At 46.8% G+C, this 16,545-nt stretch carries 16 protein-coding genes and 1 pseudogene; all 17 read left to right on the forward strand.

All coding sequences use genetic code 11. From position 1 onward, the window contains the following. Positions 1-26: 26 nt before the first annotated feature. The 17 genes and pseudogenes from DXA13_RS00405 to DXA13_RS00475 all read left to right on the forward strand — a co-directional run bounded on the left by DXA13_RS00405 (position 27) and on the right by DXA13_RS00475 (position 16,412). The gene (locus DXA13_RS00405; protein WP_243008897.1) at positions 27-1,106 is read left to right on the forward strand and encodes a DctP family TRAP transporter solute-binding subunit; all 1,080 of its coding nucleotides are present in this window, start codon (positions 27-29) and stop codon (positions 1,104-1,106) included. A 16-nt stretch (positions 1,107-1,122) separates the two neighbouring features. Beyond that, positions 1,123-1,800: a cyclase family protein gene (locus DXA13_RS00410; protein WP_118241201.1), complete on the forward strand. Its 678-nt coding sequence runs from the start codon at positions 1,123-1,125 to the stop codon at positions 1,798-1,800. 13 nt (positions 1,801-1,813) lie between these two features. Then, the gene (locus DXA13_RS00415) at positions 1,814-2,314 is read left to right on the forward strand and encodes a TRAP transporter small permease (protein ID WP_118241202.1); all 501 of its coding nucleotides are present in this window, start codon (positions 1,814-1,816) and stop codon (positions 2,312-2,314) included. 174 nt (positions 2,315-2,488) lie between these two features. Continuing rightward, positions 2,489-3,430 carry an AEC family transporter gene (locus DXA13_RS00420; protein ID WP_118241203.1) on the forward strand — a complete coding sequence of 314 codons (942 nt, stop codon included), beginning with the start codon at positions 2,489-2,491 and terminating at the stop codon, positions 3,428-3,430. A gap of 82 nt (positions 3,431-3,512) precedes the next feature. Then, a complete protein-coding gene (locus tag DXA13_RS00425) occupies positions 3,513-4,223 on the forward strand; it encodes a cyclase family protein (RefSeq protein ID WP_118241204.1) in 711 nt (236 codons plus the stop codon). A 14-nt stretch (positions 4,224-4,237) separates the two neighbouring features. Beyond that, a complete protein-coding gene (locus tag DXA13_RS00430; RefSeq protein ID WP_118241205.1) occupies positions 4,238-4,525 on the forward strand; it encodes a hypothetical protein in 288 nt (95 codons plus the stop codon). Positions 4,526-4,656: 131 nt separating this feature from the next. After that, the gene (locus DXA13_RS22610; protein ID WP_347559629.1) at positions 4,657-5,142 is read left to right on the forward strand and encodes a DUF362 domain-containing protein; all 486 of its coding nucleotides are present in this window, start codon (positions 4,657-4,659) and stop codon (positions 5,140-5,142) included. After that, complete coding sequence (locus DXA13_RS22615) at positions 5,142-5,747, forward strand: DUF362 domain-containing protein (RefSeq protein ID WP_347559630.1); 606 nt, start codon at positions 5,142-5,144, stop codon at positions 5,745-5,747. The genes DXA13_RS22610 and DXA13_RS22615 overlap by 1 nt, the downstream gene beginning before the upstream one ends. 626 nt (positions 5,748-6,373) lie before the next feature. Next, a complete protein-coding gene (locus DXA13_RS00440) occupies positions 6,374-7,645 on the forward strand; it encodes a glycosyltransferase family 2 protein (protein WP_207662138.1) in 1,272 nt (423 codons plus the stop codon). Between the two features lie 416 nt (positions 7,646-8,061). After that, positions 8,062-9,705, forward strand: a complete 1,644-nt coding sequence (locus DXA13_RS00445; protein ID WP_118241207.1) for an ABC transporter substrate-binding protein — start codon at positions 8,062-8,064, stop codon at positions 9,703-9,705. Positions 9,706-9,794: 89 nt separating this feature from the next. After that, positions 9,795-10,702: pseudogene (locus DXA13_RS00450) on the forward strand (ABC transporter permease). Positions 10,703-10,717: 15 nt separating this feature from the next. Then, the gene (locus DXA13_RS00455; RefSeq protein WP_118241208.1) at positions 10,718-11,551 is read left to right on the forward strand and encodes an ABC transporter permease; all 834 of its coding nucleotides are present in this window, start codon (positions 10,718-10,720) and stop codon (positions 11,549-11,551) included. Positions 11,552-11,562: 11 nt separating this feature from the next. Next, a complete protein-coding gene (locus DXA13_RS00460; protein ID WP_118241209.1) occupies positions 11,563-12,561 on the forward strand; it encodes an ABC transporter ATP-binding protein in 999 nt (332 codons plus the stop codon). Continuing rightward, positions 12,543-13,514, forward strand: a complete 972-nt coding sequence (locus DXA13_RS00465) for an ABC transporter ATP-binding protein (protein WP_347559635.1) — start codon at positions 12,543-12,545, stop codon at positions 13,512-13,514. The genes DXA13_RS00460 and DXA13_RS00465 overlap by 19 nt, the downstream gene beginning before the upstream one ends. A 133-nt stretch (positions 13,515-13,647) precedes the next feature. Further along, positions 13,648-14,916, forward strand: a complete 1,269-nt coding sequence (locus DXA13_RS00470; protein WP_118241211.1) for an L-serine ammonia-lyase, iron-sulfur-dependent, subunit alpha — start codon at positions 13,648-13,650, stop codon at positions 14,914-14,916. Between the two features lie 327 nt (positions 14,917-15,243). After that, on the forward strand, positions 15,244-15,594 hold the full coding sequence (locus DXA13_RS21355; protein ID WP_243008898.1) for a hypothetical protein: 351 nt from the start codon (positions 15,244-15,246) through the stop codon (positions 15,592-15,594). Then, positions 15,534-16,412, forward strand: coding sequence for an amidohydrolase (locus DXA13_RS00475; RefSeq protein ID WP_243008899.1), 879 nt, complete (start codon positions 15,534-15,536; stop codon positions 16,410-16,412). Before DXA13_RS21355 ends, DXA13_RS00475 begins: the two co-directional genes overlap by 61 nt. Positions 16,413-16,545 lie beyond the last annotated feature (133 nt).

Genomic DNA, 16,545 nt, shown 5'->3' on the forward strand with positions numbered 1-16,545 from the left:
CAAAAAAGGGAAAAGGAGAAAATACTATGAAAAACATGAAGAAATTTTTAGCATTAGGTATGACATTTGCTATGGCAGCAAGCCTTGCTGCATGCGGCGGCGGAAAGAAGGAAGAGGCTCCGAAAGCTGATTCCGGTGCAAAGACAGAGGGCTCCGAAGCAGCAGGCGGAGACGCATCTGCTTCAGGCGTAACAGGTGATAAAGTGAAAATAAGCCTTTTCGCAGGCTCCATTCCGGAAAATACACCAACCGGCGGCGCTCTGAAGGTAATGGCAGACTATATTAACGACAATTCCAACGGAACAATCACAGCTACCGCATTTTATGATACAGCACTCGGCGACGCAACAAGTATGGTTCAGGGACTTCAGCAGGGTACTGTTGATATCGGTGTATCCGGTACCGCTTATTTCTCCGGCCTCGTACCAGAGGTAGAAGTATTCCAGCTCCCATTCTTATTCTCTGATCTGGAATCAGCAAGAGCTGCCATCAACGGTCCTGCAAAAGACGCGATCTTCGAGAAACTGTCAGGAGCAGGTCTTGTAGGCCTTTCCTTCTGGGAGAACGGTTTCCGTGAGCTGAGCAACAATGTAAAACCGATCAAGACTCCGGACGATATGAAGGGAATCAAGATGAGAACTCTCCCGGCTGAGATCCAGGTTGAAACTTGGAAAGCTATGGGCGCTCTTCCTGCAACCATCGACGCTTCCGAGCTTTACACAGCTCTTCAGCAGGGTACGGTAAGTGCACAGGACAACCCTCTTCATGAGATTGCTTCCCGTAAATTCTACGAAGTACAGCCATATATCACGATGACAGACGCTGTTTACACACCATTCTTAATGGCAATGAGTGAAACAACATGGAACAAATTATCTGATTCTCAGAAAGATTTAATCATGAAAGCAGCAGAAGTTGGACAGGAAGAACAGCTCAAGCTGACAGATGAGGCTCAGGCAGCAGCAAAGCAGACGCTGATCGACGGCGGATGCACAATCGAAGAAGAGCCAGACAAGGAAGCATTCAAAGAGAAAGCTATGCCTACATGGTCCCTGTTTACTGACAAATACGGCACAGAACTGGTTGACATGATCCAGGGCAAGTAATTAAGGAGGCGTTATATTGAGACGTATTGTTGATTTAACACTGCCAATCGAAGAACATTGGCGTTATGGAATTCATTTTTCCCTTGTTAAGAGCCATGAGAACGGCGATCCGTTTCAGATAACAGGATATCCGCTTCAGTCTCACTGGTTCACACATATTGATTTTCCGCGTCATTTTGATCCAACCGGCCTGACTTCCGACGACTACCCGATCTCTGACTGGGGAATCACGGACTGCCTCGTTCTGGATCTGACCGATGTACCGGAGAACACGGGAATTACGGCAGAAATGCTGGAAAAGGCGAATGAGCCATTCAAAGACAAACATTATGACAGCATCCTTATCCGCACCGACAGGGCGAATAAGGTAAGCTGGAAGACAAAAGAATTCTGGGATAATTCCCAGTGGGTAACGGAAGACGGAGGAATCTGGATCCGTGACTACGCTCCTAAGATCGTAGGATACGACTTCCCGCAGGATTACGTAATCCGAATCCGCGATCCGAAACCAGGACAGGACATGCGTCAGCCGGTTCACGAGCATGTGCTTGTAGAGGGCAAAATCCTTCAGATTGAGTATATGACAAATCTCTGGGAGATCAAATCCCCTACCTGCCAGCTGGTTGCCCTGCCGATCAACACGCAGCATTCCGATGGAGGAACAATCAGGGTAATTGCGGTTGTAGAAGAATAAAGAGGTGTATCGCATGAAAAATGTAATTGACAGAGTTATAAAAGTTCTGGAAGTAATCTTCGGTTTCGTCGGCATCGTCATGATCGTCGTAGAGACATATGCGGTATTTGCTAGAAACGTGCTGAAAATACCGACGCCCTGGACCGACGAATTCCTGAAGCTGTTATTTATCTGGAGTATCTTCGTATGCTCAGCCCTGGCCTTTTACTCAGATTCCTTAATCTGTCTGACACTCATTGAAGACAGCGAGAAGGTGAAGAAAAAACCGGCTGCATACGGTACCTTAAAAGTAATCCAGTATCTTTCCGGATTTGGAGTCAGTGCCTTTATGATCAAGCATCTTTGTACAATTGTTGCGACACAGATGAGAACAGGAGAGGCTACGACGGTTATGAAATATCCGCTGTATTTAATCAATATGGGACTTCTGGTAGGTATGATTCTGGTGTGCTTATTCGGGATTATGAAGCTAATTGACTGTAAGAAGTATTTTGTAAAGACCGAAAAGGTATGAGAATTATTAAACCATAGGCCGAAAGGCCGGTTAGGTGATTTGGCTGCCGCATTGAGCGCAGAAGGCCGTAAAGGCCGGAGCGCTTGGTGCGGCAGTTTTTTTAGAGTTGCTTTTTAAATAACGGATGGTTATAATAAAACGTAAATTCCTTACCAAAGAAAGAGTGATTGAATTATGGACAATTTTATATTCTGCCTGAATGCAACTATGCCTATTTTCTTTACCATGCTGCTGGGAGTTCTGTTTCAAAGGGTCGGTCTGTTTGACGATGGATTTGTAAATAAATTGAACAAATTCGTTTTTAACGCCGCCCTGCCTGCCCTGCTGTTTAATGACATCTCCACGGTAGACTTTCGCGAGGTGTGGGACGGACGTATGGTAGCTTTCTGTTTTTCGGTAACCCTTCTGAGCATTTGCATCTCTACCGCCGTTTCCTATCTGTTTGACAGGAAAATTCAAGGCGAGTTCATTCAGGGATCATACAGAAGCAGCTCTGCGATTCTGGGTATCGCATTCATGCAGAACTTATACGGCACCAGTAAAATCGCTCCTCTGATGGTAATTGCCAGCGTACCTCTGTATAACGTAATGGCTGTAGTCGTGCTCTCCCTGTTTAAGCCGGACAGAGAAAAATTCAGCGGAGCACTTATAAAAAAGACGTTGAGCGGGATTCTGCACAATCCGATTATTCTGGGCATTGCAGTCGGAGTGTTGTGGTCAGTCCTGAGGCTTCCCCAGCCGGTTATTCTGGAGAAAACGACAGCGAACCTGGGAGTGCTGGCGACTCCGCTCGGGCTCATGGCAATGGGAGGCTCCATACGGCTGAAACAGGCATTTTCCAGCCCGGTTCCTACTGTAATCTGTACGGCGATGAAACTGTGCGGATATGTGTCCCTGTTCCTGCCGATAGCGGTACATATGGGATTCAGGGAAGAAAAGCTGGTCGCCATGCTTGTTATGCTGGGATCATCAACGACGGTAAGCTGTTTTATCATGGCGAAAAACATGGGTCATGAGGGGCAGTTTTCATCCGGTATTATTATGATGACGACCCTGTTCAGCGCGGTGACGCTGACGGCGGAGCTGTTTCTACTAAAGAGCATGGGACTGATCTGATCGAGCGGTCAGGGAACAGGGCAGTGCAAAGCTGGGAAAACGGATGATGTGGGTATAAGAATTGAAGAAGGGAAAGTCGGATATGGAAGATTACAGAATCATTGATCTGACGCATGCGGTGAAAGAGGATATGCCGGTGTATCCGGGGACGGAACAGCCGGTCGTACAGACGGTTCATACGTGGGAGAAGGACGGCTTTCACGAGACAAAGCTCAGTTTGTATTCCCATGTCGGAACCCATATGGACGCAGCGGCTCATGTAAAGAAGGACGGCATCTCTCTTGACGAAATGGATATGAGCCGGTTTATGGGAACGGCACTCGTACTGGACTGTACCGGTACGGCCGGGAAAGAACGGCGTCTGATTACCATGGAAGAGATTAACCGTGTCAGAGACCTGGCGGATCAGGCAGAATTTCTCCTTTTTTATACAGGCTGGGATAAGTACTGGGGAAAGAACCGGTATTTGAGTGGATATCCTGTTCTTTCAGAAGATGTGGTACGGTATCTAAGGGAAGGCGGCGGTGGCAGAGAAAAAAGGGGGTCCAGGAAAAAGGGAATCGGTTTGGACACGATAGGGGCCGACTTAATCGAGGATGAAAGCCTGCCTCTGCATCACAGCCTTCTGTCGATTGAGAATTTTGTCATAATTGAAAACCTTATGTCGTTAAATGAAGTATGGAAAGAGGCAGGAAGCCGCCTGATCTGGTTTGTTTCCCTGCCTTTAAAATATGAGAAAGCGGATGGGGCTCCTGTACGTGCGTGCGCGGCCGTGAGGAAACAGCCGTTTTAAAAGGAGGGAAATAAATGATTGATTTAACGGGCTGTATCGCCATGCCGCTGTTAAAGAAAAGCACATTTACAGGGAGTTATCAGGGGATGCGCTATCTTATGAAAAAGGAAAAATTTCCCCACGAAGAAGGCGGGGAAGAAGAGGACTGTATACGCGCGGTCGTATGGCCGGAACCGTTTTCCTTTCCTGCAACACCGGATGAACAAAAGGAATCGAAGGATTTCCCTTTCTGCCAGGACGGCCTTGATGAGGCGGTACGGTGGCTGAATGAGATTCATGAAAAGGAGTTTAAAAAGGCATAAATGCAGGAGCGGCAGGCGGAAAATTGGCTTGCTTCCCATTTTTGCCTATGATATACTTTGATTGAAGTCGGTGACCTGTACGCGGAACGTGAGGTTATCGTTAAATGTGTTAACAAAGAGGAGGAGAAAATATGAACCGCAATGACATTATTATCATTCACGGAACAGATTATAAAGAGATGGCGAAGAGCATTCTGGGACGGGCGGATGTGGCTTCTGATATCGGCGATCTGAATAAAAAAATAGCGTTAAAGCCAAACCTGGTTGTAGCCAGGGATGCTTCGAGCGGAGCGACGACACATAAGGAGCTTCTTGCTGGAGTAATCGAATATCTTCAGGAGCACGGCTTTAAAAATATAACGATTATGGAAGGTTCCTGGGTAGGGGACAACACACAGTCCGCTTTTACAGCGGCAGGCTACCGTCAGGTATCCCAGAGATACAACGTACCTCTTGTGGATCTGCAGAGAGACAGCTACAGCGAGTACGAGGCAAAGGGAATGAAGATCTGTATCTGCGACAAGGCTATGGAAGTGGATTACATGATCAACATGCCGGTTCTGAAAGGCCACTGCCAGACGACGGTTACATGTGCGCTGAAGAACAATAAAGCGTAATGCCGAATAAAGAGAAACGCCGTTTCCATACGATGGGATTACATAAACCAATTGCTCATCTGAATACGGTATGCCGCAACGATTTCATCCTTGTGGACAACATCTGCGGAGACCTGGACTTTGAAGAAGGCGGCAATCCTGTGACTATGAACCGGGTGCTGGGATTTAAGGATCCTGTGCTCTGCGACAGCTACGTATGTGACTGTATGGGGTATACGGTAGATGACATTCCATATATCCGCATGGCTGCACAGCTGGGCGTGGGAAGTACGGATACAGAGCATGCCAATTTCATTTATTTAAACGAAGCGCAGTCGGAAGGAAAATTCCGTATGAGCCACAGGGTGCAGAACCTGGCGAAGTTTGCAGATGCAAAGGACGCATGCAGCGCATGCTACGGCTCCCTGATTTACGCTCTTGACCGTTTAAACGACGCCGGAAAGCTCCGCGGAAAGAAAACTCAGATCTGCATTGGTCAGGCATATAAAGGGCAGACGGGAGAAATCGGTGTGGGACAGTGTACGTGCGGATTTAAGAAATCCCTGAAGGGATGTCCTCCAAAGGCAATTGACATCGTGGATTTCCTGGAAGAAGAGTGGAAGTAAAATAAAATATTAAACAGCAGCAAGTGCGCAGAACGCTGCAAAGCAGATATCAGACATGCCTCTGATGAGGGTGTTGCAAAAGTCGAATCCGCATTGCCGCCGATACTAGATTTCGTTCCAAGCAGTGGCCAAGTCACTCCATCTGGCATCGGCGGCAATGCTCTATTTCTTTTTGCAATATCCTCGTCAGGGACATGTTTTTTAGTTACATTGGAAAGTTTACTATGATCCTATTTTAGTTTCTTTTCTCCATTCGATGAGAGATTATGGGACTGGTTTCCTGTACTGCAGAAGACCTTTTGAGTTTATATAAATTTTAGATGTGTACGAAAAACGGATCAGATATGGGTAAAATTGTATATATTTTATGAAAATTCTTCACATATATTTCGTAATTACGGAAAAATTAATAAAAAAAATATTAGTTTAAAATGTTATTCTGAAAAGTCTATTCTCGTTACGTAGAAAAATGGAACGATTTGTTTCAAAACTTTTTGAAAAATTCCATCAACGATAAACATATGTTCGAAAAAGGCGATTACAGGCGTTATTTCGGTATTGTCTTTTCGGAAAATCATGATATACTTGGTAGGCAAAATAGGAAAATAGTGTGGAGAATGAGTATTATGACAGAATATATTGAGAAATTTAACCTACTTATCTTTATTCTTTTGACAACGCTGTATCTTTATCAGCTGGTGTATATTGGAGCAGTTCTGCTTGGAAACAGGAAAAAGCGGCGGGAAAATGCGCGTGTTTCAAAGCACAGCCGTTTCGGAGTGATTATAGCTGCCAGGAATGAAAGCCTGGTTATCGGCAATCTGATCGAGAGCATACAAAATCAATCCTATCCATCCGAACTGGTGGATATCTTTGTGGTGGCGGATAATTGTACGGATCAGACGGCCGAAGTGGCGCGAAAAAGCGGAGCAATCGTATATGAACGGTTTAACCAGTATCTGGTGGGAAAGGGATATGCACTGGATTATGTGTTTGGAAAAATTGCCAGACAGTTTGGAGATTCTTACTATGACGCATATCTGATTTTTGACGCAGACAATCTGCTGGACAGAAATTATATTGCTGAAATGAATAAGGTTTACAACAGCGGATATAACATCATTACAAGTTACCGCAACTCCAAGAATTATGGGACAAACTGGATTACAGCCGGTTATTCCCTGTGGTTTCTTAGGGAGGCGAAATACCTGAATCAGGCCCGTATGATGTTCCGGACGAACTGTGCCGTATCGGGGACAGGATTCCTGCTCAGCAGTTCGATTGTGAGAAAGTACGGCGGCTGGAAATTCCACCTTCTTACGGAAGATATCGAGTTTTCAATCGTCAATGCCATTGAAGGTGAGAAGATCGGCTACTGTGAAAAAGCGGTGATTTATGACGAACAGCCGTGTACCTTTTCCCAGTCCTGGAATCAGCGCCTGCGCTGGTCGAAAGGTTTTTACCAGGTGGTATGGAAATACGGCAGAGAGCTGATCAGCGGGGCGTTTAAGGGACGGGATTTCTCATGCTATGACATGTTGATGACGATTGCTCCTGGTACCCTTGTGTCTCTGGGCTGCCTGGGAGTGAACGCCATATTTCTTATGATGGCTCTTTTAAACGCGAGCACGTTATACCATGTTGCACCTGTGGCATTGAAGGCTATCCTGTTTTCCTTCGTGAATTTTTATGTATTGCTGTTTGCTATTGGAATGCTGACCACTATAACGGAATGGAAACAGATCAAATGTGAAGGATACAAGAAGATTCTCTATGTGTTCACATTTCCGGTTTTTATTTTTACGTATATTCCCATATCCGTCGTAGCACTCTTTAAAGAAGTGAAGTGGACGCCGATTACTCACAGCATTGTAAAGTCGGCGGAGGATATGAGATAGAAAAAAGATATCGAACAAGTAAATGAAGCTATGTCATTAATACCAGATTCTGCTCAAGGCAGCGCCCAATAAGCTGCTTTGAGGCAGAATCTGGTATTGACGGCATAGCTTTTCCTGTTCACAGCGCCTTTTTATCCCATAGGAACCGGTTCGCTTTTCCATCTGAAGAGGAAAGGAAATCGCGATTAAAATCACATATCCTGATGTATTGTGGAAACGATATAAGGAAAAAGAAGGATATAAGAAAAAATTGACCTTTTATCCCGTGTATGATATAATATCCGCAAATCGCCATTATTGGAATGGATGAAGACAAGGCAGTTGCAGATGGTGCAGCTGCCTTTGTTTAAATGTATGAAATGGAAAGGGCAATCGAAACAAATCCAAACAGGCGTTTTTGAAAAGGAGGAAATATAATGAAAAAAAGAATGATTACTCTGCTTTTTACGGCGGCAGTGACAGCAGCCGTTACTGCGTGTGGTTCCGGAAAGCCGTCTTCCCCGTCAGAAGGAGGAACAGCAGCATCTCAGGAGACGCCGCAGAATGTGGTGGAACTGGAAGGAAAGACAGAAGAGGAAGGCAGTCAGGAGATCAAACAGGGCGGCAACATCGTAATCGCCGTTTCGGCTGATCCTCAGAACGTAAATCCGCTCTATGTGATTGACCAGACGAGCTTCAACATACAGCAGGCTCTTTACAGCCCGTTTTTTGAAGTTGTCGGCGGCGAGATGTATTATGGAAACGGACTTTGTGAAAGCGTGGAGACAAACGACGCGTGTGATGAGTTTACGCTGAAGCTGAAGCCGGACCTGAAATGGCATGACGGAGAACCGCTGACTGCAGATGATGTTGTATTTACGATGGATGTGCTGGTGGATAAAAACCAGAATGTTCCATATTCGTCTTATGGGTATGTGAATGGAGAGCCGGTTAAGGCTGAAAAAGTAGACGACCTGACGGTAAAGCTTACACTTGCGTCTCCGTCCGCCGGATTTCTTGGAGGCCTGAGCCAGGTGTACTGTATACCAAAGCATATTTATGAGGGCGTGGAGAATATTGGAAAGAGTGAGCTGAACAATAATCCGGTAGGAAGCGGACCGTTCAAGTTCGCCGAATATAAGTCAGGCGAGTATTTCAAAGTGGCACGATTTGACGAATGGATGGATACCGTGAACCTGGATGGAATCACCTTCAAGATCGTAAAGGATTCCACCTCGGCGAATGCGGCTCTGGCAAATGGGGATATCAGCGCGAGACTCATCAATACGGATGACTATGCGACGGTTTCCGCCTATCCTAACGTGACGATCTACAGTTATAATTCCGGAAGAGTCGATGCGATGTTTATGAATGAGAATATCGAGGTTATGAAGGATGAACGCGTACGTCAGGCGATTGCATATGCGCTGGATAAGAAAGAGCTCTGCAGCTTTGCATTTACGAATGAACAGTTTGCAGATCCTGCCTATTCGATCTTTACTCCGGATACGCTGTACTATACGGATGAGATGACGAAGATGGACAATGACGTGGAGAAGGCAAAAGCGCTGCTGAAGGAAGCAGGACAGAGCGATCTCAAACTGAAGCTGCTTTATATCTCTACGGATAAGACGATGGAGAACCAGGCTGTTTATATCCAGTCCAAGCTTCAGGAGGCGGGAATTACGGTTGAACTGAATCCAATGGATGAATCTTCTTTTAAGAACAAGACAAAAGAAATGGACTCCGCAGAGTACGAGCTTATTTTAAGCTATTATACACTTGGAGAAGAACCCAGCCTTTATGCTGATATGATCTACTCCAGCAAGCGTACCAATTATTCACGTGTAAATGACAAAGAGCTGGATGCGCTTTGGGACCAGGCCAATATGACGGCCGACGATGACGCCAGGAAGGAAATTTACAGGCAGATCCAGACAAAGATCAACGACAGCGCATATATTTATCCAATCGCATATTCCAAGGGATTCTATGCAGTCGATAATCAATTCAAGGGCTTCGATAAGTGCCTTCTGAAGACGATCTACTATGATTATTCCAAGATTTACAGTGCAGAATAAAAATGCAGCATAAGAATGCGGCAAATCAAAAGACGGGCGTGTGAAAAATGAAAAAGATTGTGAACAGACTGATCCAGTGTATTCTGACCATGTTCATCGTATCGATTATCTGTTTTGCACTCATTAAAGCAGCACCGGGTGATCCGGTGCTGACTTATGTAGAGCCGAACATGAGTGAGGAGTACATTGCAAATTTAAGAGAAAGCCTTGGACTTACAAAACCGATCTGGGAACAGTATGTCATATGGCTGACAAAGATACTTCAGGGAAATTTCGGGAATTCCCTGATGAACGGCAGGCCGGTGCTCACCCAGATACTGGAGCGCCTTCCTGCAACCGTAATACTTATGGGATCCAGCATGGCTCTTGGATTCGTCATAGCCGTTTTTCTGGGGCTTTATTCCGGAAAAAACAAAAATGGAGTGCTGGATAAAATTGTGAGCTTTTTCTGTTTTGTCGGCATATCAATTCCCACTTTCTGGTTCGGAATCATGCTGATCTACCTGCTGAGCGTTTATTTTCATCTGCTCCCAAGCATAGGGATGCACAGTGAGGGAAATGCAGGCATTGGAGATTTGATTATTCATCTGATTATGCCGTGTTCCGTGCTGACCTTTGCAAATGCCTCGCAGTATATCCGTTATTTGAGAAGCAGTACGATTACAGAAATGTCCTCTGATTATGTGACGGTTCAGACAGCCTACGGCATGAAAGAATCTGGAATTCTGTTCAAGCACGTGCTGAAAATGCCATGCTGCCGATGATTACCGTGCTTGGCCTGAGCCTCCAGACGCTTGTATCGGGAGCTATTATAACGGAACAGGTTTTTGCATGGCCGGGAATCGGCCAGCTGGCGGTAACGGCAGTCTCTCAGTTCGACTATCCGCTGATCATGGGAATTACCATGTTCACGGCGCTTCTCGTTGTCCTTGGCAATCTTCTTGCGGACATCCTTTATGCGGTATTTGACCCGCGTATCCGCAAGGGGACGTTTTAGAAAGGGGGAGCGGTCGTGAAAGAAAATTTATGGAAAAATATCAAGCTGGGATTTCGGACAAATAAGCTGGCAGTTGCAGGAGCAATCGCTATTGTGATTCTGACCCTGGCTGCTGTATTTGCATTTCTTTACCCGGTGGACCCGAATAAAATCAGCGTAACGGAGCGGTGGCTGTGGCCAAGTGCAGGCCATCCGTTCGGTACGGATGATATGGGCAGGGATTATCTTGCGCGCTGTCTCTATGGAGGCCGCGCCTCTCTTGCAGCCGGTTTTATGGCGATGATCCTTTCCACATCAATCGGCATTATCGTCGGTTCCGTCAGCGGTTTTATCGGTGGCAAGCTGGATGCTGTGCTCATGCGTATTGTAGATGCGCTGATGAGCCTGCCTACGTTTCTGATCATGGTGGTGATGAACGCCTATTTAAAGCCGGGACTTCAGAATGTGGTTCTGATTATCGGCTTTCTGACATGGATGAACATTGCCAGGATTGTCCGTGGGGAAACTATGTCTGTCAATGAGCGGGAGTACGTCGTTTATGCCAAGATTTCCGGTCAGAAGAAGCTGGCTGTTATCGTTAAGCATATCCTTCCCAATATCATGCCTACGATTATCGTGGCGGCGACGATGAATATTGCCAACGCGATCCTTATGGAATCGGCCCTGAGCTTCTTTGGCATGGGCCTGCGTCCTCCGACTGCATCCTGGGGCAGTATGCTGAGCAATGCCCAGGGATATATTGCAACGGCGCCGTATATGGCATTTTTCCCGGGGCTGCTGATTCTCATTACCGTTATCAGCTTCAACTATCTGGGAGAGGTACTGCGCAAAATCTTTGAGCCGAAATAGGAGGAAATGATATGGAAAATCAGGAGAATAAAAATAAGGCCATCCTTCTGGAAGTAAAAGACCTGGAAGTATCGTTTTTCGGCGATCTGGGAGAAGTCAGGGCAGTAAAAAATGCCGGCTTTACGATTGGGAAAGGTGAATTTTTCGGCATCGTAGGAGAGTCCGGAAGCGGAAAGAGCGTGGCGACAAAAAGCTTCCTCCGGCTTGGTCCCGGCAACTGCAGGATCAAGGGCGGGAGCATACGATTTGAGGGACGTGATATTCTGGGGCTAAGCAGTGAAGAACTGAGGTCCGTCAGAGGAAAGGATATCAGCATCATTTTCCAGGACTCTCTGTCTGCTCTCAATCCTGTGTATACGGTTGGAAGCAAGATGGCGGAAGTGATTCTGCGCCACAACTCCATGACGAAGCAGGAGGCATACAAAAGGGCTGTTTCCCTTCTTGGAGCAGTCGGCATTACAGAGCCGGAAAAGTGCATGAAAAGCTATCCACATGAGCTGTCCGGCGGAATGCGGCAGAGGGTCATGATTGCCATGGCCATGAGCAGCAATCCGAAACTGATTATCGCCGACGAGCCGACGACAGCTCTTGACGTGACGATACAGGCTCAGATTCTGAGACTTCTAAAAAAGCTGCAGAGAGATTCCGGCATGAGCGTGGTGCTGATCACTCATGATCTGGGTGTGGTGGCACAGACGTGCAGCCGAGTTTCCGTCATGTGTGGCGGCTATGTAGTGGAAGAGGGGAGCGCGGAGGATATTTTCTATCGTCCCGGCCATCCCTATACCCAGGCATTGATTGCCAGCATGCCGAAGGTAGGCGGAGGAAAATTTGAGCAGTTTCTGGAAAGGGACGTCTCTGACGACAGCGGCAGGCTGTGCCCGTTTTTAAGCCGCTGCAGATATGCGGATAAAACGTGTGAGAGCCGTCTGCCGGAATTTATTAAAACAGGGAAGGGCCATACGGTCCGCTGTCACAGGGGAGGTGAGATATCATGGGAAACGGATTAATCGAGGTAAAAGATCTGTGTGTCTATTTCCGCCAGAAGTCTCCTGGCATGTTTTCCTTCCAATCGGACAGGCTGAAGGCTGTGGACCATGTGGACTTTTCGATTAAAAAGGGCGAAACTTTTGGTCTGGTGGGGGAATCGGGAAGCGGAAAATCGACAATTGGAAAAGCCATTCTGAGATATCACGAACCTACTTCAGGAGAAATCTATTACGATGGCGTGGAAATCGGCCATATGAGGGAACGGGGGCTGATGCCTTTTCGAAAGAAGATGCAGTCCATATTTCAGGATCCATATTCATCCCTGGATCCAAGCCGTACCGTACAGGAAATCATTTGTGAGCCGATGGAAATTCACAGGATGTTTACGGCAGCGGAGCGGAAGGAACGGGCAGCGGAACTGATTGAGGTAGTCGGCCTCAAAAAGATCGACCTTCTGAAATATCCCCATGAATTTTCGGGAGGCCAGCGCCAGAGGATATCCATTGCCAGGGCACTGTCGGTCCAGCCGGAATTCGTGGTCTGTGACGAACCGATTTCAGCCCTTGACGTTTCGCTTCAGGCACAGATCGTGGGTATGCTGGAAGAGCTTCAGGATTCCCAGGGGCTTACCTATCTGTTTATCAGCCACCAGCTTCAGGTGGTGCAGAAGATATGCGACAATATAGGCGTTCTGTACCTGGGCAGCATGATGGAGATATCGTCTTCGGAAAAGCTGTATGGCAATCCGCTTCATCCCTATACGCAGATGCTGCTGTCATCCATACTGCCCCCGGATCCGAGACAGCAGATTCTGGATGATATTACGGCAGATATCGGAGTCCAGGAAAGGACGAAAGAGGGCTGCAAATTCCACAACCGCTGTCCGTACTGCACGGAGAGGTGCAGGGAAGAAGCACCCCTTTTAAAAGAGCTAGAACCAGCCCATTTCGTAGCCTGCCATAATGTAAAATAGTGACGCGCAGGGAAAGCGCGGAACTATTTGCCGCGGATTGATCGCCAGATCAAGCCGCATCCCGAAGTTTTTATGGAGCGAGTAAGGAGCTAGTGTAAAATACAAATGAAAAAGAGAAGGGAGATACCGTTTCATGGATCAGAAAATTTATAAAGAGTATATTGCGATACTGGAGGAGGAGCTGGTTCCGGCCATGGGATGTACGGAGCCGATTGCACTGGCATACGGCGCAGCTAAGGCCAGAGAAGTACTTGGATGTATTCCGGAACGAATGGTAGCGAAATGCAGTGGAAATATCATTAAAAATGTGCGCTGTGTGACGATTCCTAACTCCGGCGGCCTGACAGGAATAGCGGCCGGAGTCACACTGGGAGCCGTTGGGGGAGAAGCGGATAAAATGATGGAGGTTCTGGAAAATGTAACAGAGAGCGATATCATTCAGACGAGAGAACTGCTTGCCAGGGAAGTATGCGACGTGGAGCTTCTCGATACGCCGACAGTGCTTCACATCATACTGGAATTTTATGCCGGTACGGACAAGGTGGTTCTGGAGATCAAGTATGCTCATACGAACATAACAAAGATTGAAAAGAATGGAGAAATCCTGTTTTTCAACGACGAGGGGGGACAGGAGCAGGAGCAGGCGGACAGGAGCCTGCTGGACTTAGAGCACATTAAGGAATTTGCAGATACGGTGAATCTGGATGACATCAGAGACCTGATTAAGCGCCAGATTGAATACAACATGGAGATTGCAAGAGAAGGCATGACCGGCAAATACGGACTTGGAATCGGACGCGTGATTATGGAGACGTATGCCACCGGCATCCTCACTAAGATGAGGAGCCTGACGGCAGCTGCTTCCGAAGCGCGGATGGGAGGCTGTGATCTTCCTGTTATCATCAATTCCGGCAGCGGAAATCAGGGGATCGCTTCCTCTGTTCCTCTTGTAGTCTATGCCAGAGAACTGGAACTGCCGGACTACGTTCTGTACAGAGCGCTCGTATTCTCCAATCTTCTGACGATTTATCAGAAAACATACATAGGAAAGCTGTCCGCGTTCTGCGGTGCTGTTTCCGCATCCTGTGCCAGCGGCGCCGCCATAACCTATATGGTAGGAGGTTCCCTGGACAGGATTAAAAAGACAATTGAAAACACCCTGGCTAATATACCGGGAATTATCTGTGACGGTGCAAAGATTTCATGTGCAGCGAAGATCGCCTCCAGCCTTGATGCGGCATTTCTGGCTCATCATCTGGCTATGAATGACCAGGCGTATGCGCCGTTTACAGGAATTATTCAGGGACAGGTATCGGAGACAATAATGGGTGTTGGAGCGATTGGCAAAGAGGGAATGAAGGAAACCGATAAGGAAATTCTGCGTATTATGATCGGAAAATAACTTCAACGCAACAGTTCAGACGACGGAAAAAATGGCGTGGAACGCAGCATCAAGCTTGCTTGTAAGCAGCGTTCCACGCCATTTTTTCCATCGGATGAATATCCGATGCTTCTTGACCGTATATTACGGTCAAGAAGATGAGTCGCCTGAACTGTTATGTCTAAGAAAATAATTATTATAATCCTATTGACCTCCTGGTAGATATGCTTTAAAATTATAAGAGGTATGCATACAGGCTATGGAATGTCCGCAGAGGGAAAACATCTGTGCCATTTTCAGCTGGGGCATGCCTCTATTTATTAAACAGAATACAGGGGGATTAACGCGATGGAAGACATCAAGAAACTTGCAGACAAGTACGAAAGCTACATTGTTGATCGGAGAAGAGAGTATCATAAAAATCCTGAACTTTCACTGGAAGAAGTGGAAACAACAAAGAGGCTGAAAAAAGATTTGGAAGATATGGGGCTGGAAGTACAGACATTTCCAGATCTGACCGGCCTTACGGCAGTGATTCACGGAGGAAAGCCAGGAAAGACGATCGCACTGAGATCTGATATCGATGCGTTAAAGGTAAAAGAAGACACAGCCTTCCATTCGCTTCTGAGAACGGCAATATGCATGCATGTGGCCATGACAACCACATGTCCATGCTGCTGGGAACGGCAAAGATCCTGATGGAAGTAAGGGAAGAACTGTGCGGAAACGTGAAACTGATCTTCCAGCCGGGAGAAGAAGTTGCCCAGGGAGCGAGACTGATTATTGAGCACGGCGCTATGGACGGCGTTGACGCAGTTGCAGGCGTTCACGTATGGGGAGACCTGGATGAAGGAAAGATCAATTTCCAGTCCGGCAACCGTATGGCAGGCTGCGATACGTTCCAGATCCATGTAAAGGGCTTTGCAGCTCACGGCAGCGCGCCTCATCACGGCATCGATGCCATTGTTGCGGCAGCCAGCATCGTTATGAACCTTCAGACATTCGTATCCAGAAAAAACAATCCGACCAATCCTCTTGTCGTAACAGTGGGAACGATTAACGGCGGTTCCAGATTCAACACCATTGCAAACAGCGTTGAAATGGAAGGAACGGTACGTATTTTTGACAGAGAACTTCAGAAGAAGATGCCGGAAGAGCTGAGAAAGCTGGTTGAAAACACGGCGGCAGCCCTTGGTGCAGAGGCGACTCTGGACTACCAGTATATGACGGTTCCGGTGATTAACTCCGATGAAAAGCTTGTAAAGCTGGCGAACGAAGCAGTAAAGAAGCTTTATGGAGAGGAAGCGGCGGCTCCGCTGGAAGCAATGATGGGCAGTGAAGATTTCTCCTTCTTCAGTGAACACGCTCCGAGTATTTACGGTTACATTGGCTCCAGAAATGAAAAAGACGGCAGAATTTACTCTAATCATCATGAAAAATATGATATGGCAGAATCCATGCTGAAAAAAGGCAGCGCTGTGATGGCACAGCTGGCTGTTGATTATCTGAACGATTAAATATAAAAATATCCCGTATTTTGCTTCAAGGCAGCAGCCAAAGAGCAGAATACGGGTATTTTTTTTATTACATAGACTAACTATGTCAAGTGTTTTTCGAAAGTTAGTTAAGTATGTTATTTTTGAACCAAAT

Source organism: Clostridium sp. AM58-1XD (assembly GCF_003464085.1).
Classification (GTDB): domain Bacteria; phylum Bacillota; class Clostridia; order Lachnospirales; family Lachnospiraceae; genus Lachnoclostridium_A.